The organism is Pseudomonas sp. ATCC PTA-122608, from assembly GCF_001952855.1.
Classification (GTDB): Bacteria; Pseudomonadota; Gammaproteobacteria; order Pseudomonadales; family Pseudomonadaceae; genus Aquipseudomonas.
On record NZ_LPNO01000052.1, the window covers coordinates 335,119 to 356,492 of the forward strand.

A 21,374-nucleotide genomic window follows, 5' to 3' on the forward strand; every position below is an offset into this window, starting at 1 on the left:
TAATCTCACCAATTACGTCTTTTTCTTCGTACCACCAGCATCTTGTGGCACTACAGGAGGTCTGTCGTAATTGAACTGGCTTCTCGCATTACGTTTCTGAACCTCATTCATCGACCTCAATCCTTGGCTAGGGGAATTAACAATCAGATGTTGAGCTTGTTGAACAGCAGAAATAACATGAGAGTTGTTCATAATCTGCACTATTTTATTATAGGTATTGTCGTCTCTTGCGCTTTCTTGTTGAGTCAATGCCTTCATGATTTCGTCGTTATACGTTTTCATTGCTTTCACGAATGAGAAATAAATCCAAAGTAACGCTATTGCAACCATTCCAGAGAGGACAATTTGAGAAATCAAGCTACCATCGCCCATCGTCAAGATGCTCCAAACAATTCTTCTTGGCACAAAGGCTTCAAGCATAAATCCAAGGAAATTATAAACCATTACGAAGGTAGGAATCATGACTGCTACCCTGAATACTCTCATGCCTAACATTTTTAGGTGATCAATACATTCTTTGTCATCGTTCGCAATCAATGCTCTGAATAACAACCAAGGCGCATGGAAGCATTTCAACACAGCTACTTCCCAACCAAATCCAATAATCACACCAATCATAATGAAAATCTTAACGATGGGAAGGAAGTAGATACAGAACAAGCCAATGCCGTAATTTAAATAAGCCACTGGCAGAAGCGCACTGGAAATCACAAGCCCACCGTAAACTGCAGCGGTGAATAATGCTGTGCCAGCAGACCAAGCGAATTTGAAGAATGTTGCTACCTTCGAAGAACCAATTCCAGACGTAACCGTTTCGAGAACGGTAGGAACCATATCCTTCGCTTCTTTCAAAGTCTTCGAAACCATGTACAAACCGATTACTTTGTTAGCGTAATCCATGGATTCCTGCCCCATTAATCTCATACCAGTTTCGTAATTGACAGTTGGATTGCCTTCACAGACGGATGGATCGTTCTTACATTCCGTAGCCCCATCAAGCATCGATTTATCCTGATCCATTCCGCCCATTAGCTTGATCGCATTACTCTCAACAGCCAGTAAATCACCAATCACCTTAGCCACACTGAAAGCACTGGCAGCAGAATGGTCACTGGTCAACGAAGACGGAGCAACGTTCGTGATGGATGAAATCATAAGCATGTTGAATGGGATAATTGGGAAACCGTCAGCGACTCTTTGATACTGGTCGGAAGAAAGGTCGATGTCTTTGGCACCAAAAAGCATGTCCATATTTACGAAATTGTAGTCTGGAATTCCACCGTTTTTGAAGGTGAAATACAAACTGCTATTCAATGATCTGGTTTTCACTTGTTGAGCATTCAGATAATTCGACACCTCAACATCGGCTAAACCAAGACCCAATAGCCCTTCTTTTGCTTTAAGATAAACGGAATATTTCAACGCACCTTCGTGGGTTTTATCATCAGCCAAGGAATCCTTGATGCCGAGATAAATACTCGCATCAACTGTGTCTTTCGCCAGCTTTGCAGCCAATGCTTGCTTTTTGTACAACTCCAAATCAGCAAGATTTTCGGTCCCTAAGGAATTTATCTTGTGTGCCTTTTCGTCTATCATTCCGCAGCCAAGGGTAAGGCCACTGATTTTATTATTTCTGGTGAAATCATCCATAGGAGTTTCGCCGGGAATGCCGTTGAATTTATCTATCTCAATTTTTTCTCCTCTGTATGCCTGCCAGTTTTCAGTACACACCGCGCTTCTCATAGGCACAACCACTCTTTTCACGAACCAATCTTGTTGTTCACGAATGGAGACACCATTTTTCGTCATGTCATGCCCACGCGCACCAGCATAAATATTTGCAGCACCAACACCGGCAATAATGTCGTAAGTCGCAGGGCTTGAAATATTCAACTCTTCAGTACGGATTGTATTAGAACGAATTGTATTTGCAGATTCTCTCGAAGACTTACGAATGGCTTCATCAATGGTAACGTCAGAGGTTACGTAAGAGCCTTTTTCCAACTGACTCAATATGGTTGTGTATTTTCCTTCTAAATATGGAACATATTTTGGACCCAATGTGTCAGCCGCTTGTTGCTGTGCCGCACGCAACATATTCTGCATAGTACCGTCATTTAACGATTCGCCACCAGCTTGTTGCTCAACGTTGTTACCGTTTGAACCGACTTCCACGGTTCCATAAACTGTTTCATGACCATAGACATTTCGATACTCGGCACTGTATGGAGCGGTTTTCGTAAGCGTGTAACGACGGCCCAATTTATAGGCATTGATGATATTACTGATATTTTTAGTAACATCGAAATTAAGGTTAGATTCTGAGTTTAGCTCGACGGTTAAACGCCCTTGCTTTACGGCTTCTTCCAAGGCTTCATCTTTGGTAATTTTATTCGACCCATAAACCACACCTTCCGTTGAAGTCATAAAGTATTTGTTCATTTGGAAAAGCGCTTGGGTAGTAATGCTTTCCTCAGCCGCCATCTTCACCTGAGAGGCAGTATTCGCGCTTATCATGAATAACTCATTTTTCTCTAACGTATTTTTGAGCTTTCCTGCCTCGAAGGTCATTTCTAATTTTTCAGCGAACTGACCGTTGCCCAAGAAAATGCCCAAAATGGGGAAATAGAGAATTATTGCCCCACCATACAGAAGAAAAATCACCACAAGAATGACAGCCAGCAAACGTGCTGGATATTTGCCAACAGTCGCTAGGTATTCTCCGGTCTTCACACCTTCGAATACGAATTTGATGAGAACCCAAAACCCGGCGGGAACCAAGACGGCGGAAAGAAGCAGCAATATGGTGTTCATCAGCGATGACCATGCGTTATTAGCTGGTGTACTGACCTTAAATCCAGCATCCGCAAGCATGGGTTTGAGCGGCGCAAGGTCTGCGCTTTCCGTGCCAAACATGGCCGCAATGTTATTCATGATCGAATCTTCATCACAAATGAATCCATTGCTGTTAGCGTATTTTGAAGAGTCAAAATTATCTGTGTTCTTTAATCCGGGCTGTAAATCACAGATAGGGTTTACCCCCATTCCCCACCATAAACCAGATGCAGCGTTTGCTTGTACACCGCCGCACATAAGCACTGCGAAGAGTATTAAATGGGTTATTTTACGCATTTTTGTTGTTTGTAGTTATGTGCTACTTATTATAGCATTTTGGATCGGGCATTTAGACTGGAGACCTACTAATAAAGTAGCCAATCATTACTTTAAGCTACGGATCAGAATCACTCGTAAAAATGGAAACTAAATTGACAGATCTTTTGAACGGCGTCTCAAGAAATTGTTATGGCTGCCGATCTATATGAGGCAAAGCCATTCCACTCACATTGCAGTCGGCAACCCAACATATCAAAAGGAGACTCAATTGACAGGAACATTGCTAAAATCTTCATCGAACAACCGTCTTGATGCAATCATGCAGGCATTAACCCGTGCAAGCGATATGGCAGTCGAACACTCCGATATGCCATTAAGCCGGATGCCTGAATATTTTATGGCGGTGCATGTTGCCAATCATTTTGCTGACTCATTCAGCAACTTTGGTTATCGCTTGGAGGCTTCTGTCAAAGATACCTTGCTAGATGCAGGCGTTAGCGAGGGCGATATAAATGACTTGTTAGAAAATGAAAGATTGCGTGGCAATGGTCGATTCGATCTAGTCCTCCGCACTGGTCGCAGAGGTGTGCCTGCTCATGTAGTAGAGTTTAAGCGTGGCTCGCGCAATTCTCACCTGTACAAAGATTTGGTACGTCTTTCATATGTGAGCAATACAGTCCGAGACGATCAACGGCTAGTCACCAATTATCTTGTATTTACCACAAAGAAGACAGAAGGTGGCTTGCGTAACATGCTTGCTAGTCAGGAAGCAGAGCATCGCGCAGAGTTCCCCCGTGCGCGAGGTAGAACCAGCTACGAGCTGAAGAGATACGAGACAGTGCCACATTGGGCTAAGGATGATGCCAAACACGAGGAAAAGCATATGGCAGTTGCTGTATTCGAAGTTAAATATAAGGTTTAAGAACACTCGGTAGCACTTAGCAGATCGCCTGTAGCCAAAAACAACCTTCGGCAGCAGGCGACGAAGTGAATCAATTTGCCGTGATTTTCATCAGCTTGAAAACCAGAATCGTCAGCACCCAAAAATCCAGCCGCTGGATACAGAGGGAAGCACCACTCAAGGTTCATGTGCGCAGGGTGATTCTGAACCGCAATCGCACCGCTCTGGATTCCTTGGATGGTTGCCACACGTTCAGCCACAGTCGGCATCGCTTCATACAGCCACGAGTACGCACCAACACCGATTCCCGAGAGAACCACACGCGTATTTTCAAATCGACTCGCACTCTTCTCAAACAGGGCAAGGTGCAGTTCACCAGCATGGCAAGGAAACCCATCGTTCAGAAGCGGATGACCTGAGAGTTATCGAGCCACGTTGCGCACTAGAACGCGATTGCGGAGGCTTCGGCATCAGATGCTAAGGGTTGGCTGACTGAGTGGACTGGAAGCGGACACAGCTCGTTAAACCGCTCATACGCACTATGGGTATCAGGTGCATGGTTGAACACAGCGGATGTGAAGAAATGGACCATCCCTGTGTACAGGAAGACAGCCACAAAGAAGGCGAAGACAATGGTATGTGAGGTATGTGGATCTTGATTGGAAGGCGTTTCCATGATTATAGAATTTGTCATTGTGTAAATAGTTGGTTATGAGCAGATTATACCAAATGAATTAGGAAACGCTAATCGTTAGACAAATAAAACCGACCTTTTAGGTCGGTTTATTGGTTAAGCCTAAATCACCCGAAGATAATTCTCAAAGGGAAATAGAGTGTAATGGCAAAAAGAATAACAATTACTGATACGCACATGACGCATTTTATTTTGCGAATCATCACAGGATAATCCTCAATTTTGTCATGCGTAAATTCGATTAAATTTATGACTTGCACAAAACACATCCAAAACACCACAACGCATAAAAGGCTTGCGACTACGTAAACAAGTGGCAAAAGAAATGAAATTACATATATACCTACGGATATTGCACCACTGAAAATATCAACTGGAACTGACGCTAGGCGTATAAACAATTCTTGTGCAGACATAACAAATCTGGTGTCGGTAATCGTCAATGCTGTCATCCATGCAACCGTACCAACAAAAAGTAAAGTCGCGTACAAATGCAAGAAATATTTATCGCAAAAAGCTCTTTCATCTACACGGCACTTAATTCTGTTTGACTTAATTTCTTCAGAAACAAACCCGAGCAGATACAACAATGAAAACAAGGCTAGAAGCTCTGCACCCATCGATAAAAAATATAGAAGGTAAGAAAAAAATCCCGCATCGAAATTTTTATTGAGGTCTGAATTTTCAACAATATCAAGAGACAACTGATACTTGTAATTAATAAGGTAAAAAGCTGTTATTAAGAGGGCCGCTAGCGCAGAAATTATAAATCTTGAGTATTTCATAGTAGTATTATTTGGTTATAGTCGAATTATACCAAATTACATCAAGCCAATTTACCATTATGACAAAATAATCAGGCAGTAAAAACCGGCGATAAACCGGCTATCAATTCTTAGTCACCACCGCCACAATCTCCCCCGCCACCACTGCTACCACTGTCACAGCCAGACGATGAACCGCTATCGCTATAACCACTTGAACCACATGAATTCGAGCTTGATAACAAGGCATAGCTCGTTACAGGATGGATGGAATCGTTACTGCTGTCAGAGGTTGCGGATTTGCGTGAATCACCACGTTTTGAAAGATTGATTGGTGCATCACCTTTTTTGGATAATTCTATTTTCCTACCCGTCACTGGCAATTGTGGCTCCACTCGTTCAAGAATGCTTGCAGCAGATTTTCGCTTGTTCAGACCTTTAGATATTTTCGCACCTAAAACGAATAACAGGAAAATCATGACCGTAATCACGAAGAACGAAAGCGAAAGGTAGAAGATTTTGGCTACGGTTTCGGAAGCGCCCATTGCTTGGAAAAGCTTTACGCTGATTAAATAAGGTACGACTTGCGGAACGATGATTACGCTACCGACGAGAAAGAGAAATGCAGATTTGTTTTTCATGTGAGTTTATTTGGTTAATGCTCATATTATATCAAATCGCATATCTCTGATTTACCGCTAAGCAGAAATGAAAAGGAACACTTCTGCCAAGCGGCAGAGGATGGGCTACCATGAGTGTAGGACGTTTCACGCATAGGAAGGCAAAGCACTATGAGCAATGGACTGATAGACCTCGAAGACGCGATGTACCTCCTCTACCTGAGGTTCTACCCATCAGATCAAGCTGTGAAGACTGGGTTTGATGCTCTTCATATACACACCAACAGACTGATCAGGCGATTCCCGGAGGCGACAGCAGATATACTGGTGAGTAGCGCCTACCGCCTGCACAGGCGAGTGTTCTCTAACCCGTACACCATAGAGACGCACACGCCACGGAACATCCTGCGGCTTCGCCCTGCACAGACACACGTCCACACCTTCTCATCACAGCAAGACCTGGCTCTTGCCATCCAGACGGCCATCACCAGCAAGGCCAATCACCAGACCATCAACCAGATCGCTAGCCTGACATTCGAGACAGTCAACCAGCCATCCCTGAATAACGACTTAGAAGCTCTGCGCGCTCAGACCAATTGTGTGGCTCTCTGTGTCCATCAACACACCAGATTTCACATACCCACGCCTTTGCAAAATGGCTTCATGGACCTTTTCCATAAGCATTAGACTGATGCGCTTTATGGACCCACATGAGTAGTAGCGATGAACAAAGGACTGATTGAGCTTCAAGGCATTGCGTCTCTAGAAATTCACACCAACAGAAGAATGGATACCCCATGCTAATCCAGCTTCTGACCAGCCTTCTCCCTGCTATCACGCCTCAGAACACAAAGGTCCACCTAGCCCAACACAACGGCTTGGAACACCCCATGGACGTGTACCTGTCCGGCGAGTTTGATGAGTGGCAATCGTGGCAGTCCAAGCGCAATTTTGAGTGTCAGTACGTCATAGGTCTTGTCGAGATTCCCGGCACCAAGAAATGGCTATTAGCAGGCGTATACGACTCGCTCAAAGCCATCGAAGTAAAGGGTGAAAAAGCCAATCGAGACATCGTGTACGAGTACAGGCGCGTACCTGAGTTTTCAGAGCTTGAAGGTCGTTTGGTGCTTGCCTACAAGAAGCCTCGCGGGAACTACCTTTTCCTCAGAACCTGCTTACCAACGATGGTCGTATCATCAATCCTTGAACAGCCAATGACAGTCGGCAAATTCCCCGGCTACAAGGAAGTAGACATTAGCCACAAGGAACTGAAAACCATCGTTCGTGAAGGACTGGAATCGTGGCAGACAGCCCTGTCCAGTGTTGCTGGCGTGTACCTAATCTCAGACCGTACCAAAGGTGAAGAACAGCTATACGTTGGCTCAGCCACAGGGACAGGTGGTTTGTGGGATCGGTGGGTTACGTACTCGAAGAATGGGCATGGTGATAACACCCGAATTAGCGATCTCCACAAGAAACGCGGTGAAGCCTTCGCGGAAAATTTCAGGTTCAGCATCCTCGAAATCGCAGATAAGCACACTGGCAAAGACGAAATGAAGCTTAAAGAAATCCACTGGAAACGCCGCCTCCTCACCCGTGACAGTGGCTTGAACGGCAACTGATGTTTTTTCAGATTAATAGGATTAAGAAATGAACGACTTCGAATTCGCTGAAAGTATTTCAGCAGAGGTTGGGAAATTTTACGGAAAGGCAAAATCCCGACTCATTAGCCTCCCTGATCATTCGCTGATTAGTCAGCGCTCGCTGGCTGTGATCATCTGCAACATTATAATAAATTGCACCTCAGCGGAAATCGATCTTCGAGAAGACCTTGACTACAAAATTTCCAAGCTAAAAAAGTCCAACCTGATTAATTTCGACATTGCCGATTCCCTTTCCATAGTCAGGAAAAACGGGAACAAAGGCGCTCATCCTGACGAATACAAACTAACCGATTCAGAATATCTGGAAATTGCTAACTCGGCTATCAAGGAATGTTTGAGCCTGCTCGATTACACCTACCAGCTCATGCATGGGACAGCCTCTGTCCCTACATACGGAGTGACTGAGCCTGTCGGTGATTTTCTACAAATCATGAGCTACAAGGCGATGGTAGAAGGTGATGCAGAGTCTCAGTACCTAGCGGGAAAGTATTTCCAAGGCAGAGCAGCAAAATACGATGACGACATCAGGAAAGCAGGACAAGGCTATCTCGGTCAGGAATATCATTCGTACCTAGAACAGGCCCAGATTTGGTTCAAGCTCGCCCAGCATCAGGACCACCGTGAAAGCCTCTATGAGTATGGTATGACGCTCGCCAACGGTCGTGACAAGTCAATGATCGCCATGGGTCAAGGTTGCATCGCTCGATCAGCCGGAATGGGCTATGCCGAGGCTCAGGTTCAGCTTGGTATCTACCTACGTTACGGGTCGAATAACTTCGACGTAGACCTTCCCGATGCTCTACGGAACTTCACAGAAGCGGCTCAACTTGATCACCCGAGAGCACTAGCAGAACTGGCAGATATGTATGCGAATGGCTTGGGAACGCCGGTGGATAAAAACAAGGCTTTTGATTGCTCAGTTCGCTCAGCAGAGGCAGGCTATCCAGACGGACAGTTCAACCTTTCAAAATGCTACGCCGAAGGAACGGGTGTTGAAAAAGACGAGGTACTTGCCGCCGAGTGGCTTGCCAAGTCAGCAGAGCAGCTCCATCCCAAAGCGATGTTTATTCTCGCCCACGCCATCATCAGCAGGAAAACAACGGCTTTCAAAATCGAAGACGCCAAGAAATACTTGAACCTGTGTATGCACGTCCCTGACCTTCAAAACGAAGCGAAGGTTGCCTATGCCAAATTTCTGCTGGAGTTTGAGCCGGGTCTTCAAGGAATGATTGGCGCAGCACTGATGTTCCAAGAATGCTTTGAGAGTGAACCAGCACATTCAGGGCTTTCCAAGGAATCTGTCACGCTTGGCAGGAGGACTATCACAGAGATACGTCAGTCAATTCCCAAGCTGGCCAGCAGACCCGAACTGATAGAGTCGGTAATCATAGTCTCGGCTTATTATGATGACCAAGGCTACCCATACAGGAGCAGGGCTGAACGTCAGGCAATGATCATGGACATTTCCAAATCCCACAGAGCAGGCAGAAATACCTCAGGACATTTGAGTTCACTAGGCATCATCACAGACCATCCTAAGCAAGGTAGAAACGAACTGTGCGCCTGCAATTCCGGGAAGAAATACAAGGCATGTCATGGGAGATGAATTCCGGCGTCATCTCACTGCCATTCTTGATAAGGACAATCGCAATGCTCGACGTGAAGAACAGTACCGAATACGAGAAGGTTGCCCAGCAGGTCTACCAAGCGATTCTAGCGACTGATGCGGTTGAGACGATTGAAGTACTGCACAACGTCCAAATCACCGGGCGTTCAGGTGTGGCTCATCAGATCGACGTGTATTGGCGCTATCTTAAATACGGTATAGAGCATCAGGTACTGGTGGAGTGTAAATACTACAAAACCACCATCGACCTCATTCACGCCCGGAACCTCCTAGGCTTGCTCAATGACATTCCTAACAGCCAAGGCGTATTGCTCACCACTAAAGGCTTCCAAAGAGGCGTAGTGAACCTGTGCAACTTCTACGGGATAAGCCTCAAGCGACTGCGCGATCCCCAAGGTTCTGACTGGGATGGGTTCATACAGAAGGTTGAGATCGAAGGCACCCTACACCGCACGGAGTATGTCGATTTTAGTCTCAAGATTGATGGCAAGGATGAAGAGTCAGTCGTGACCATGGGGGAAGACAAAACTGTCTCTGTGAACTCGCTGGAAATGATTTTCCAAGAAGGCACCGATTCCCCTGTACCAGCAGTCACATGGCTCGACCGAAACGTACCTTTCGATAAAACTCAGATCAACATACCGCTGACCATCACGCTTTCACCGCCAAACACTTTCATCGTCCTGCCTTCAGGGAAACGAGTCAAAATTCGCAGCCTTGACGTTCAGTACGTGCATTCGTGCAGGACTCTCAATTTCAGCTTTGATGCGATGGATCTGGTTCGAGGCGTACTTGAAGACTTCAACAGTAAAGCCATCGAGCACACCCTTCACCACTGACCAGACAGCAAAAAGCCGACTCAATTGTCGGCCAATTTACGTTTCGTTTTACAGATTTATCTGGATTGGCGCAGTGTCAGGTACGGCATAAACCGTCACGCCAGTCTCAGCATTTTCGGAAACGACGTGGCTTGCTATCTTGCCGCTGATTGCGTGTCTTAAACCATCGTAGACACCTTTCTCTTCAACCAGCACAGATTGATCCACAGGAGCATTGGAATCAGACGATTGCGCATTGTTTTCAGTAGCGTAGGCTTGTATAGATGAAATGGAAAACATTGAGAAGATAAGGCATGAGGCTAATTTGGTAATTTTCATATTAGATGTAGTTTGTTATTCTCAGATTATACCATTATCATTTTCTAAACCAGCACGTTAAGGAAATAAAAAACCGGCACAGGAGCCGGTCACTTATTATAGTACATTTTAGTTTTTTGCTGCAGCCACACGATAGGTTTCCATTTTCAAATCAGCCGCTTGCTTTATCAAAGTCTTCACCTGAGGATCAGATTGCTTCAATGCTAATTCTTGCAAGGCGTTAAATTCAGAAATTGCATCAGCGTTTTCTTTTGTTTTGAAATCAGATGTTCCTATAGTTGATTCGCCTAGGTTTAAATTATCCTCAAGTTTTACCTTATTAGATAATGATACCCTAGCAATAATATTTTTTCTTACTGATGCGTCATAAGCTTCTTTCTGGCTTAATGCGGAAAAGACATTATGTAGTTCACTCAATGAAATTTCACCAAGCACAAGCTTTCCATACATATTCCCAACCATTGCAGCAGAACCTTCTCTGTCTTGAAGACTACCCGCATAATTATACAGTTTTGAGAACTCATTATTTGCTGTGGATAAATCTACGCCGAACAAATGCTCTGAAAAGCTGATTTTTGGATCTTTGAAAAACAGAGTGCCATTCAAGGCTCTTGCAGTCGATTCTTTCGCGTTCGAATATGTGGATATATCCAAGTCAGCCGACCTAGCTCCTAGAAAACCCTGCTTTGCTTTTTCAGACAAGGCAAATACTAAAGAAGACTTCAAGCTTTCCGCATTGTTTCTTTCGATAAGGTGATTCATTACTTCAGAGATTAATACAGGATCACCCTTTGTACCAAATATAATATTTGCGGGTGGCTCAGTAATTGCCAATTGATTCGCAAGAACTTTGCTGGCCTCATAATCATTGATTGATTTTTGTATTCCAGCATAAAATGCTTCATCTACTGACCTTAAAGCTTGTCTTGCGCTTTCACCCCTTGCACCTTCATAAATATTTTGACCAGCCGCGTTTGCAACTATGTCATACGACGGTTGACCATCAGGAGAGGGTGCAGCGAATGCAGATGAAGAGATTGCGATGGAAATAATACTTAAAGCAGTTTTTGTTATTTTCATTTTAAATGTAGTTTATTATACCTGTATTATATCACACAGTATTTCTCAATTTGTACGTTAAGCAAAATCAATTTCAATCGTTCAGCGCTGTCAATATATTCGTCAATAGGTTTTCAAAATGTAGTTAGCAATAATTTATCGTAGTCAGAATAAAAGCCAACAAAGATTGCTTTCATATAAAGAATGGGAGCATACTCTAACGATAGTTCGAATGCAGAGTGTCAAGTTCAGTAGCACACAGTTTTAGAAATTCAACATAACTATCACCCTCATCGGCATTGCGGATCGCGTTGAGAGCTGTTTCCAAACCAAATTTTGAAAATTCCTTCACATACAAACCATCACGTAGCGTCATCACATCCTCACGGCTGGCGAAAGCCGACTCAAGAGTTCTGAAAGTGTGCTGCATAATCCAGTTATGGTCAGGGCCACGAATGTCATCGGTGATAAAAAATAACCGCTCCATTATTTCAAGACAGGGAATTATCTTCACCACCTTGAAGGCTTCCCTCAATCTGTGATTACCATTGAACAGATTCATCAGAGCTTCACGAGCGAATCGAGAGTTACCTTTATTGAAACCTTCGAACTGAGAATTTCCAGTATAGAAAAGCAATGAGTTGAAAATAGATTTTGCACGATGAGTGAATTCATCAACAGAGTAAATATTGATGCCTGTGTTTTTTCCGAAGAACTGAATATCACCATCGAAGGCTTCGCCAATCCACTTGATGTGAAGATCGTCGTAAACTCTTATCAAGAGATTGGCTAGGTCATGACTATCCTCCTCCTTCCACTGTGGCTTCCAAAGCATTTCATCAAGGCTTGTCAGGTGTGCGTGCATTCGACCAAGGAGATTTTCAGAAGCCTCATCACTGTCAGGGACAGCAGTGAACTCAAGATTGGTAGGCCTATTGTTCGGAAAGATTTTGCTGTACAGCTTATCGCCATCATCGAACACAAAGGTCTGCCCAAGGGTTGCTTGAAGCTCTGCTAGACGATCCATGAAGAGGCGACGATGGTTGATGTACTGCTCAAACGTCATGGCAGAGAGTTGAGCGGCTGTGACCTTCTGCTGGTCCTTGTTCTGCTTTGAAAGGAACAGAAGTGTGGCAATCGTGGCGACCGAACCAGTCAGTGTGAAGAAGCCACTCAACAGAGATCCGAAGCTACTCCATGCAGCGTGGTCGTTTGAGATAGGTCCGAGGTAGTGACCGTACAATTTGAACAGCACACACCCAACAATCAAGATGACGAAGCCCATCAAGATCCAAATCCACTGCAGCTTGTCATCCTTGTTGTCGTAGCTCACGGGTTCACGTCTCAGTCTGAATTCTGTGACCGGCATCCTACCAGCAGGCTCAACCAGCGACACAACCCACACGTCAACATAGCGCTTCCAAGAACCTAGAGATCGAGACGGCCAAGAAATCCCCAGGCGCAAAAAAACCAGACACATGATCTGGCTTCCTCCGATTCCTAGGTATCACCCAAGACGCTTCACCACCTCCCCTGCTCTGTCTCTCATGTTGTTCACCGGCTCATTCAAGAAGCCCATGACGATGATGAGTGGAAGGATGACGTAGACGATCTTGGTAGCGAACACACCACCTATGGACATCAGCATGAAGACGAGCATGAAGACACCCGTAGGGACGACCAGCCCCATCAACAGATCGATGATGAACCACTGGCGTTTTAGAAAATATGGCGTGCCAGCTTCGGAGTGATTAAACAAAACTGATTGAAGCGTCATGTGCGTAATTCTTAATTTGAATTCTCTGCTACTGACTTTAAAAGCAATTTGTGCTTTTAGAAAATTAAAGGAAGCGTACACAGCGACGGATGAAAAAAAGAGCGAAGAAATCACAGCCAGCAGGATCACGGCTACCGAGGGATCACCGAGGAGTGCAAGAAGATTCCTGTACAGGAGAAAGCCCAAAGCCGAAGGTAGGATCAAATGACGAAGCACATTAATGGGAAGACCATTTACAAAATTATGGCAAATTAATTTCTTGCTCAGAGGAATTTCCTCGATTGGTGATTTCTCATCTTCTATTTTCCAATGCTCTTCAAGATCCTTCATTATTTTTTTGGACGCTTCGGATTCCTGCTCAGGTTCGTTCGGTAATTTGTAATTGCTCATGATAAATGTGTTTGTTTGTTTCCTAATTATAGCATTATGGGTATATCAGATTTCCTCATAACCGAAATAATTACAAATTAGAAAAATCGAAAAGCATTGATCCATTTTTACAGCAAGCGTCAGACCCAAGGAACAAAAACCTCTGCACTGTTAAGCTTTTTGGGAGGGACATTCCTCTGCACTGTTAGGGGTGCGAAAAACGAAAAAGCGCTGCACTGTCAGGGGGTCGAAGAACCAAATCTGGCTGCACTGTTAGCGTTTTCAAAGGCTATTTTTTAAAAAATTTAAAGCAAGCAAGGACGGAGTATTAACAGTGCGCGCACGTTAATTACTAAGGCTACGTGCTCCGCTTGTTAAAGTCTTTATTTTAAAGGCATTCACGGCATAAAATCACAATCAAAATTCAGCGTATTTTGGCTAATCAGAAATCTGAATTACTCATAATGCTATAATAAAATCACCAACAACCATTCATTAAAATGACTGACATAAATTCAAAACCAGCAAATTCGACACAAGAAAGAATTCTTGGCGATAAAGAAAAGCTCGTATTAAAAAAACAAAGTGAGTACGACGCCGTTAGCAAAACCATTTCAAACCAAGAAACAAAGATATTAAATGACCAGTCAAAAATTGACCGTCTTGCGACAGTTATTCTCGATGGGTCTCCTGTCGAGGTTGAGAAAGCAAAAGCTGAACGTGAGACCTTGAAAAAAACTATTCATGAAAATTCCGTTTCGATAAAAACCAAAACCACCGCTAACGCATCTCTCATGAGACAAATCAATCGTCTCAAAGAAGAAGTGATAAACGATAGCAAAGGCATGTACGCAATCAACATCGAGACCATCACAAAAACTAAAATCTCTGACGTTGAGAAAGGCATCGTTTACCTATTGCAAATCACCAACACGGATAATTTCCAAGACTTCATCACTGACGTTAAAAAGAAATTTACCTCGTTCGAATAAGGGGGGTAAGTAATGATTAAGTCAAACAACAAAGTCCAATTCAACATTCGCTGTACGTCTGAATTCAGAAGACAGCTCACTGACATCGCGTACCTTTCGGGGTACGTGAAGAAAGTGAAAACTGAAAGAGTGGGCAAGGACGGATTTCAAATCGAGGCGTCAACTCTTGAACCGCTGGAAAGATTCTCCATGCTTGAAAGGAAGCAAGGCGTGAGCGAAATGATTATGAGTATTTATGCAAATGAGTATCTAAAAATCAACGGCGCAGACAAATCAGACATGAGAGATTTGGAAAGGAAATTCAATCAAACCAATTCGAATATGTCCCAACTCAGAGATTTATCAGAGGGAAAATCTTTCGAACATAAAGGAAAGACGTATAGCCTAGAAGCTCTATGCGATGATTTTTTTAAAGTTAGGGTCGAGCTAGGAAAGGAAGTTAATAAAATTCTCGAAAAGAAAACTCTTAACGATGTCAATGATGGTCCTCTCATAAAAGCCATGAGGGATTTTGGTTCAAGTAACGATACGGAATTACTGAAAGATAGAGTGACCTTCGTTACAAATTTAGAGACTGAGCAAAAATTGAGAGAGGATGGGTCAGAGATAAAACCGGCGCTTAGACAGCTAATGAAGACTACCGAAGTGAAGAAGGAAGGCGCGCCAATTAATGACCCACAAATTATTGAAGCCTTGCAGATCTATCAAAGACTGAACAAAAATATTGGTGCAGCTCACCTTGCCATTAAGGAAAATAAATCACCTGTCTTTGATTTATACAAGGCCATTTCACAAAGAAAAAACGAAGCGATAGCGCTCGTTAAAAAGATTCGCGGATTGAAATAATTATAATAACCGAGACATAAATGATCATCGACATTACGAACAAGGAGACCACCCAATCCACCAAACTGACAGATGCACAACCAGCGAAGACCAGCAAAGGTTCGCCAGAAATTCGAGGCAAGAAAAACCTGCAGAAACATTCTGAGTACCTGATTGAGCCTAAGATTTCCAAGAAGACCGGACAAGACGTTCACTACGGTCGCCAGTGGGCAGTCACCAATATTCCTTCCGACACGCCACACCCTTCTCAAGCTGAAAGGTTGATGTCACCAGAGGAAATCATTGTCTACCGAAAAGAATTCTCAGTAGGTCGTTCTGAGTTTTTTCACAACCACGCCGCTGATGGAAACAATAACCGCCCGAGATCCAAGGGTAAGCAGATGGATGCTTTTCGCTTCATCATTTCATGCAAGCCAGAAGAATTATCCCACTGTAAAACGGATGAAGAGCAAGCCAAATTCCTGATCCTCATGGGCCAATCTGTCTTACAGAAAATGTCTGCAAGCGCCGACATCAATTTCTATTACGACATGGTTCCTCACTTGAAGGATGGCAACCCTCACATCCATATCATGATGAGCAGCTACACCATCGATGGTCAATATTTCGAGTTTTATCGTGGCAAGCAGGACCACGGCTTGATAAAAATGTTTGACGATGTGAAATACGAACTGGAAAAGAAACACCCTACCCTTCTTCGTATGGAGCATGACAAGCGCCTGAACCAGAGGCTGCAGGTTGAGGTTGATAAGGTCACGAAGGTAGCCGCTGGAGATCATGCCGAGGTCTACAACAAGCTTCATTCGATCCTGACCGCACACCTTGGGGAACACTACTCACACCCAAAAATTTCAGAAGAATTGGAAGCGGCTGGCTTTGAGTTTCGCTATACGAAAGCAAAGTCAGGATCGAAATTTCAGGACATACAGATCTTTCACAAAGACGCTGGCGAAGAATTCCGTTCGTTCGCAAATCTTCCTGCGTATGACAAGCGTGTACTTGAAAATTTCCAGACCTACCAGCGCTTCAAGCTGGATCTGAAAATCAGTCGTGACGTGTCCAAAATCATTTCCAATGCCGTGCAGTTGACGAACTCAACAACCGTAACGAACGTGAAGGAACTCAACAAAATCCTATACCAACATCTTGGCGTGTTGCTTACACCAGTCTACAAAAAGGACTCAAATGGCAGGAAATATGTGGGTAGCTGGTCCTTCTATTCAACGAGAGACAACATCACCTTCCCTGCTTTGAAAGCAGGAGTGAAGAACCCTGAAAACCTCATTGCTACACCAGAAGAAAGCCAAGCAATGCACGATGAGGTTCAGACTCTCATCAACATCAGCCGCGAGGTCCAACGTGCCAAGGGAACGAAGGAGTACATCCACAAGGATAGGAAGATCATCCCCAAATTCAGATTCCTGCAACAAGAGACGCTTCAGAATTTCATCAGCCGCTTGAACAACGCTGGTGCCTACAAGCAGACCCTAACCAGTGGAATCGCTTCCGGCGACTCACTCAACAGCAAGTGGAACAACGGCAGGCAGCTCGACATTGATCCAGACGGTACGGTGAAGGTCTATCAAGAAAATATGTCGTCAGCCAAGGCAGCGATTCAGGCAATCGTCGCGCAGGGATTTTGCGAGATGGAATTCAAGGGAGTCAGCAACGCTAAAATCCAACGCATGATGTACATCCAGTCCGTTCTGCATAACGTGAAAATCACGAACTACATACCATCGGCAGAACTGAAAGCAGAAGCGCAAGCCATGCTCGATGCCGAGCGTGACAAGCTGATTGAAGCCAACAAAGTGAAGATCAATGCTCATGTGAAGCTCAGAAATCCGAACGCTACCACCCGCGAAAAGCAGAACCTTCTTTACCTACGCACGAACCGCAAGCTCGATGTGGACGTGGATGAACGCCCAAAATTCTATGGATTGATGTACGGCTTGCACAAAGGCTTTGTGCCTGACGACTTTGCTCACATCGACAAGATCACCATTACCAAGGAGGAAAAAACAAAGGTCATTGAACACTTCGCTAGCGCGGAAGAGGTGAACCCTGTCGAGTTGAGAAGAATCTTGCGCCTGCTAGGTATCGATACAGATGGGGAACCAATGCTTAAAGAACCTCAGAAGCCATCACAGCCTCTATCGCCTTCGACGACAACGACTAACCTTCACATCAGAACAAGCCCTGTCACGGATGTCATCAGTGAGCCTGAATCAGTCATCAACCCTGACTTCAAGCCGCTCAGGACCGAGCCTGCCAAGGAACATGCGACAACCACCACGAAGACTGAGCCTGAGAAGGTCATACCACCTTCGGATGGAGCCAAGCCACTTGGCAAAAACAAGATATGAGACAAGCTGCGTAATTGCATGATTTGACCGGGCATTGGCATCGGATTTGACTAACACACTACGTTTCCTTTACTCCCTTAAGTCGCAGTGTACAAGGTACAAGCTTCAAGCAAGCCCGTGAACTTATTTTCGATAAGGTTTAAGGCGTTAATCCCTTTTTGTCAGTTTCCTGCAGCGTGAACTTGATTAATCGTTAGTAATTAACCACTTGGAATCGTGTCTTCCGGGAGCGAGGGACAAATACAAATTCAATAAGAATCGTGAGGCATTAGACATTGGACACAAGCCATTAAGGTGGGCCACTGACCAATGAACCCAAAGCATTTGCATTCACATAGATGAAGGACTAGTCTGATAACTCATAGCTTGGAGGTAGGAAATGAAAGAACTAAACATGATGCGTGTTGGCAGTACAATATCATTCAATAACTTCTCGTCTATTTTTTCCGCAGCTGGCACTAATACGAATACATCTTTAACTATGCCCGAGGCGCTCCCTCAGGCTGAACTCCAGAACTTGTTGATGTCAGCCGGCCCGAAGAAACTTTCGCTTCAATTTTCTGGTCTAACCGCGAACACGGCTCAGCTAATCGCATTGCTAAGTGCTGCGGTTGGCCCTGCCACCACGGCTGACATTAGTTCCATTAACAGTCTGCCGCTTTCCACGCTTCCACAGGTTGCCGCCTTGTTGGCTGGGAAAGAAAGGTCTATTTCTATAGATTGCGCTACGGCTAGCTCCGCTAGTGCGGTTGCTATAATTAATATGTTTACGGATCCTAGCACGTCGTGCACAGTTGTTGGACTTAATGCACTGACGGCCGAAGGGGTGAACGATGTAATAGCGGCTATCGGCACTAAGCCATACACCATTACCCTTGACGGAAAACTATCAACCCCAGCAGCGATTATCGATTGTGTGACTAAGCTCACGGCTATCAATCTTGAATTATCGATTACCAACGGGGGTTCTTTGTCAGTTTCAACCCTTTCTCAAGTTTTGAGCTCAGTAGGTATCAGGAAGGCATCACTTGCACTTGACGTACTAGATCTTAACCCCACTGGCATCCTTGCAGTGCTAGGCGTCGCTGGGGTAAACACTGACGTCTCGATAGCTTCGGCCCATACATTCACTACCGCCGAACTTACACAGGTTAGACAACTTACATCCGGAAAAAGGCTGTCGCTAGAGTTCAATGGCCGACAACTGGGAGTCGATCCTGTCAACGGAGACAAGCTTCAGCAGGCGGTAGCAGCATCCGATATGCTAACCACAATCACTGTCAATACAGCCCAGTACCCACCCCTAAGTTACTTGCTACCTATCATTCAGAACTCAAGCAATACCAATTTGATTGTCGCATACAATGGCGGTCAGCTTTCTGATACAGATGCGAATGGTAACGTAGTGGTGCGTGGAATTGAGGTTGCCGCTGCGACAACCATAATCACCGTGACATCTGTCGGGGATGGTAGCTACTCTATTGATAACTACCTTAAAATTCTAAGTGCGGCGGGATGATACTCAACGTCTTTCAAGAAGGTCTATATGTTTGTCAAGCCATTAGCAGCAATGCTTTTGATATGTTCTATCCTAAATGAAGCGAGTGCGACTACTCGCTGCGGAACAAGGCTGGTTAATTCAGGTGACACGCTTGAAAATGTTCTCCAAACTTGTGGCCAACCTGTCGCACAGGATAGTGATGGGCCTGTAATGCGAAATAATGGAGTGCCACGAAAAGGGGCGCAGAAAACAGATGTTTTAGTTTACGGTCCGAACGGTGGAGCCTATCAGTACATGCTTTTTATCAACGACAAATTGATAAGAGTAGATACTCGACGCAACGAGCCCTCCGGGAATCTATTGAAATGGGATTAGACCGCTAACTGTTAGGAGCCTATCACTCTAGTTTTTATTAGATGGTAGGCCTTATCTTTTTTACGCTGCACTTTTACTCTTAATTATTCTTCCCCAATCAAACAGCCATGGACATACCCTCTTAAGATTCGGAGCTGAGCGCGAAGATATCCCGAGACAAAGGTATTAATTTGTGCGGTTTGTTAGGCATTAGCGCCTCAACTTGCCCTAGACCATCTAGGAATATGTCATATAGAGTATAGTGGCAGTCTGCTCTCCCACCTCCTTTTCCCTGACAATGCGGGGAACATGCCGATTGCATCCATGTGATATTCCTAAAGTGGTGGTTGCCTTGGTTCGACCGCAGGCGGTCAAGGACACGAAGTGTGCGGGTCAAATCCGACGCAAACGTCTAGTCAGGTCGAATGCAAGAGACTGGTCATTGTCATTGCAAACGGGTGGTCAAGTGGAATGCAATTTTCCACAGCCCCATTACCGGGGCTTTTTTATGGTCGTGGGACGAAACTAACCACGTTGATGTTGTCCGGGTAGACAGTGTTTTTGGTGATGCCAGACACTGGGATGGTCGTGTTAAAAAACCGCCCGGTCTTATCATCCTGTCTCTCATGAAAGCCGTACTGGTGATTCGTGTAGGAGCAGGCAACAAGGTACGTACCAGCCTTGTCATCACGACCGACAATTGCTACCCAATGATCTCCCATCCCGCCTTCTTCGAATTCAGCCTTTTCCTTAACACAGAGAATCGCAACAGACTCAGCGAAATTCAACGTAGCGAGCGACTGGATGTCAGATGGAATCACCACTGGTGACACACCTGAACCATCAGTCATGACCTCAAAGCTGGTAGAGACAAACACTTGCTTCACCTTTGCATCTGTCACGTGTCTCAGCTTGCCAAAATCGCTACCTTCGCCCAGCACGAAATTGTGAAGAGAAGGGGTATTGCCAATCACCCTCCTCCAAAAATTCATGTTCCTGAACACAAAATCTGATGCTTTTTCGCTTGGGCTTCTGAGTGCCTTGTAAGCATTGAACAACGAGTAAATCAGGCACAGACCGTCAAAGTGACCTTGCGCCAAAATTCGTTGAATCGGATGAGTAGGTTTCAAAGCGTCTTTCCCTGTATGCAGTGACGAATTGCGCAAGGGTACAGGAGACAATGAATCTGGCATAGAGCTATCACAGGTACCAAAAAGCCTCCCCGTTAGGAGGCTACAATTTCTGTTTCAATCAACGATTTTATTTGCTTAGGAGTAATGATTTCACCACCGTAGAAAATCTGAATCTGTCTATTTTTCAGTTTACGTAATTTAACTCCAAGATCGATAATCATCAATCTACTGACTCCACCCCAAACCTTTACGTTGAATCCTTCCAGCATCATCACCACTTCACCTGCACAATCCTTCCAGAAATCGCCATCGCATTGGTAGCCGTATTCAGTAGCGATTTCGGTAAGTATATTAAGGATTGGTACAAAGCGTTGTTCGTAGTCTGAGTCAGACTTGAATGTCATTTTTATCATGGGTAAATTATTTGGTTATGAAA

Annotated in this window: 20 protein-coding genes; 11 read left to right on the plus strand and 9 right to left on the minus strand. The window is 44.6% G+C overall.

What is annotated here, in order from left to right; genetic code table 11:
- Positions 1-12: 12 nt before the first annotated feature.
- Complete coding sequence (locus AU074_RS29250; RefSeq protein WP_143503724.1) at positions 13-3,132, minus strand: hypothetical protein; 3,120 nt, start codon at positions 3,130-3,132, stop codon at positions 13-15.
- A gap of 250 nt (positions 3,133-3,382) precedes the next feature.
- On the opposite strand from AU074_RS29250, the gene AU074_RS29255 reads away from it, so the two are divergent.
- Complete coding sequence (locus AU074_RS29255; RefSeq protein WP_143503725.1) at positions 3,383-4,036, plus strand: hypothetical protein; 654 nt, start codon at positions 3,383-3,385, stop codon at positions 4,034-4,036.
- A 65-nt stretch (positions 4,037-4,101) separates the two neighbouring features.
- The gene (locus AU074_RS29260; RefSeq protein ID WP_076017655.1) at positions 4,102-4,434 is read left to right on the plus strand and encodes a hypothetical protein; all 333 of its coding nucleotides are present in this window, start codon (positions 4,102-4,104) and stop codon (positions 4,432-4,434) included.
- 382 nt (positions 4,435-4,816) lie between these two features.
- Here the strand turns inward: AU074_RS29260 and AU074_RS29265 are convergent, their stop codons facing one another.
- Together AU074_RS29265 and AU074_RS34240 are read right to left on the minus strand one after the other, a co-directional pair.
- Positions 4,817-5,494 carry a hypothetical protein gene (locus AU074_RS29265; RefSeq protein WP_076017656.1) on the minus strand — a complete coding sequence of 226 codons (678 nt, stop codon included), beginning with the start codon at positions 5,492-5,494 and terminating at the stop codon, positions 4,817-4,819.
- A gap of 110 nt (positions 5,495-5,604) precedes the next feature.
- Positions 5,605-6,114: a hypothetical protein gene (locus AU074_RS34240; protein WP_178106617.1), complete on the minus strand. Its 510-nt coding sequence runs from the start codon at positions 6,112-6,114 to the stop codon at positions 5,605-5,607.
- A 150-nt stretch (positions 6,115-6,264) separates the two neighbouring features.
- On the opposite strand from AU074_RS34240, the gene AU074_RS29270 reads away from it, so the two are divergent.
- The 4 genes from AU074_RS29270 (at position 6,265) to AU074_RS29285 (ending at position 10,223) form a co-directional block, all read left to right on the plus strand.
- On the plus strand, positions 6,265-6,780 hold the full coding sequence (locus tag AU074_RS29270; protein ID WP_076017657.1) for a hypothetical protein: 516 nt from the start codon (positions 6,265-6,267) through the stop codon (positions 6,778-6,780).
- A 203-nt stretch (positions 6,781-6,983) separates the two neighbouring features.
- Entirely contained in the window at positions 6,984-7,715 is a 732-nt protein-coding gene (locus AU074_RS29275; protein WP_256576983.1) for a GIY-YIG nuclease family protein, read from the plus strand.
- 28 nt (positions 7,716-7,743) lie between these two features.
- Entirely contained in the window at positions 7,744-9,363 is a 1,620-nt protein-coding gene (locus AU074_RS29280; RefSeq protein WP_076017659.1) for an SEC-C metal-binding domain-containing protein, read from the plus strand.
- 44 nt (positions 9,364-9,407) lie between these two features.
- Positions 9,408-10,223, plus strand: coding sequence for a restriction endonuclease (locus tag AU074_RS29285; RefSeq protein ID WP_076017660.1), 816 nt, complete (start codon positions 9,408-9,410; stop codon positions 10,221-10,223).
- A gap of 48 nt (positions 10,224-10,271) precedes the next feature.
- Here AU074_RS29285 and AU074_RS33875 read toward each other — a convergent pair whose 3' ends face one another.
- The 4 genes from AU074_RS33875 to AU074_RS29295 all read right to left on the minus strand — a co-directional run bounded on the left by AU074_RS33875 (position 10,272) and on the right by AU074_RS29295 (position 13,767).
- On the minus strand, positions 10,272-10,541 hold the full coding sequence (locus AU074_RS33875) for a hypothetical protein (RefSeq protein WP_143503727.1): 270 nt from the start codon (positions 10,539-10,541) through the stop codon (positions 10,272-10,274).
- Positions 10,542-10,649: 108 nt separating this feature from the next.
- A complete protein-coding gene (locus tag AU074_RS33880; RefSeq protein ID WP_143503728.1) occupies positions 10,650-11,621 on the minus strand; it encodes a hypothetical protein in 972 nt (323 codons plus the stop codon).
- A 196-nt stretch (positions 11,622-11,817) separates the two neighbouring features.
- On the minus strand, positions 11,818-13,080 hold the full coding sequence (locus tag AU074_RS29290; protein ID WP_076017661.1) for a hypothetical protein: 1,263 nt from the start codon (positions 13,078-13,080) through the stop codon (positions 11,818-11,820).
- Positions 13,081-13,107: 27 nt separating this feature from the next.
- A complete protein-coding gene (locus tag AU074_RS29295) occupies positions 13,108-13,767 on the minus strand; it encodes a hypothetical protein (RefSeq protein ID WP_076017662.1) in 660 nt (219 codons plus the stop codon).
- 479 nt (positions 13,768-14,246) lie between these two features.
- Between AU074_RS29295 and AU074_RS29300 the strand changes: the two genes are divergently transcribed.
- From AU074_RS29300 to AU074_RS35020, 5 genes are all read left to right on the plus strand, one after another.
- Positions 14,247-14,738 carry a hypothetical protein gene (locus tag AU074_RS29300; protein WP_076017663.1) on the plus strand — a complete coding sequence of 164 codons (492 nt, stop codon included), beginning with the start codon at positions 14,247-14,249 and terminating at the stop codon, positions 14,736-14,738.
- 114 nt (positions 14,739-14,852) lie between these two features.
- Positions 14,853-15,584, plus strand: coding sequence for a hypothetical protein (locus AU074_RS29305; RefSeq protein WP_143503729.1), 732 nt, complete (start codon positions 14,853-14,855; stop codon positions 15,582-15,584).
- A gap of 20 nt (positions 15,585-15,604) precedes the next feature.
- Positions 15,605-17,950: a hypothetical protein gene (locus tag AU074_RS29310; RefSeq protein WP_076017665.1), complete on the plus strand. Its 2,346-nt coding sequence runs from the start codon at positions 15,605-15,607 to the stop codon at positions 17,948-17,950.
- A gap of 379 nt (positions 17,951-18,329) precedes the next feature.
- Positions 18,330-19,469: a hypothetical protein gene (locus AU074_RS29315; protein WP_076017666.1), complete on the plus strand. Its 1,140-nt coding sequence runs from the start codon at positions 18,330-18,332 to the stop codon at positions 19,467-19,469.
- Between the two features lie 51 nt (positions 19,470-19,520).
- A complete protein-coding gene (locus tag AU074_RS35020) occupies positions 19,521-19,826 on the plus strand; it encodes a DUF2845 domain-containing protein (protein WP_371916671.1) in 306 nt (101 codons plus the stop codon).
- A gap of 485 nt (positions 19,827-20,311) precedes the next feature.
- Here the strand turns inward: AU074_RS35020 and AU074_RS29325 are convergent, their stop codons facing one another.
- A complete protein-coding gene (locus AU074_RS29325; protein ID WP_143503730.1) occupies positions 20,312-20,998 on the minus strand; it encodes a hypothetical protein in 687 nt (228 codons plus the stop codon).
- Positions 20,999-21,030: 32 nt separating this feature from the next.
- A complete protein-coding gene (locus AU074_RS29330) occupies positions 21,031-21,342 on the minus strand; it encodes a hypothetical protein (RefSeq protein ID WP_143503731.1) in 312 nt (103 codons plus the stop codon).
- Positions 21,343-21,374 lie beyond the last annotated feature (32 nt).

What these genes read in the sequence shown, in the direction of transcription:
- AU074_RS35020 (WP_371916671.1), top strand. Translation starts at nt 19,521, where the DNA reads ATGCTTTTGATATGTTCTATCCTAAATGAAGCGAGTGCGACTACTCGC.
- AU074_RS29270 (WP_076017657.1), top strand. Translation starts at nt 6,265, where the DNA reads ATGAGCAATGGACTGATAGACCTCGAAGACGCGATGTACCTCCTCTAC.
- AU074_RS29285 (WP_076017660.1), top strand. Translation starts at nt 9,408, where the DNA reads ATGCTCGACGTGAAGAACAGTACCGAATACGAGAAGGTTGCCCAGCAG.
- AU074_RS29275 (WP_256576983.1), top strand. Translation starts at nt 6,984, where the DNA reads ATGGACGTGTACCTGTCCGGCGAGTTTGATGAGTGGCAATCGTGGCAG.
- AU074_RS29295 (WP_076017662.1), bottom strand. Translation starts at nt 13,767, where the DNA reads ATGAGCAATTACAAATTACCGAACGAACCTGAGCAGGAATCCGAAGCG.
- AU074_RS29280 (WP_076017659.1), top strand. Translation starts at nt 7,744, where the DNA reads ATGAACGACTTCGAATTCGCTGAAAGTATTTCAGCAGAGGTTGGGAAA.
- AU074_RS33875 (WP_143503727.1), bottom strand. Translation starts at nt 10,541, where the DNA reads ATGAAAATTACCAAATTAGCCTCATGCCTTATCTTCTCAATGTTTTCC.
- AU074_RS29250 (WP_143503724.1), bottom strand. Translation starts at nt 3,132, where the DNA reads ATGCGTAAAATAACCCATTTAATACTCTTCGCAGTGCTTATGTGCGGC.
- AU074_RS29265 (WP_076017656.1), bottom strand. Translation starts at nt 5,494, where the DNA reads ATGAAATACTCAAGATTTATAATTTCTGCGCTAGCGGCCCTCTTAATA.
- AU074_RS29325 (WP_143503730.1), bottom strand. Translation starts at nt 20,998, where the DNA reads ATGCCAGATTCATTGTCTCCTGTACCCTTGCGCAATTCGTCACTGCAT.
- AU074_RS29310 (WP_076017665.1), top strand. Translation starts at nt 15,605, where the DNA reads ATGATCATCGACATTACGAACAAGGAGACCACCCAATCCACCAAACTG.
- AU074_RS29330 (WP_143503731.1), bottom strand. Translation starts at nt 21,342, where the DNA reads ATGACATTCAAGTCTGACTCAGACTACGAACAACGCTTTGTACCAATC.
- AU074_RS29290 (WP_076017661.1), bottom strand. Translation starts at nt 13,080, where the DNA reads ATGTGTCTGGTTTTTTTGCGCCTGGGGATTTCTTGGCCGTCTCGATCT.
- AU074_RS34240 (WP_178106617.1), bottom strand. Translation starts at nt 6,114, where the DNA reads ATGAAAAACAAATCTGCATTTCTCTTTCTCGTCGGTAGCGTAATCATC.
- AU074_RS33880 (WP_143503728.1), bottom strand. Translation starts at nt 11,621, where the DNA reads ATGAAAATAACAAAAACTGCTTTAAGTATTATTTCCATCGCAATCTCT.
- AU074_RS29315 (WP_076017666.1), top strand. Translation starts at nt 18,330, where the DNA reads ATGAAAGAACTAAACATGATGCGTGTTGGCAGTACAATATCATTCAAT.
- AU074_RS29300 (WP_076017663.1), top strand. Translation starts at nt 14,247, where the DNA reads ATGACTGACATAAATTCAAAACCAGCAAATTCGACACAAGAAAGAATT.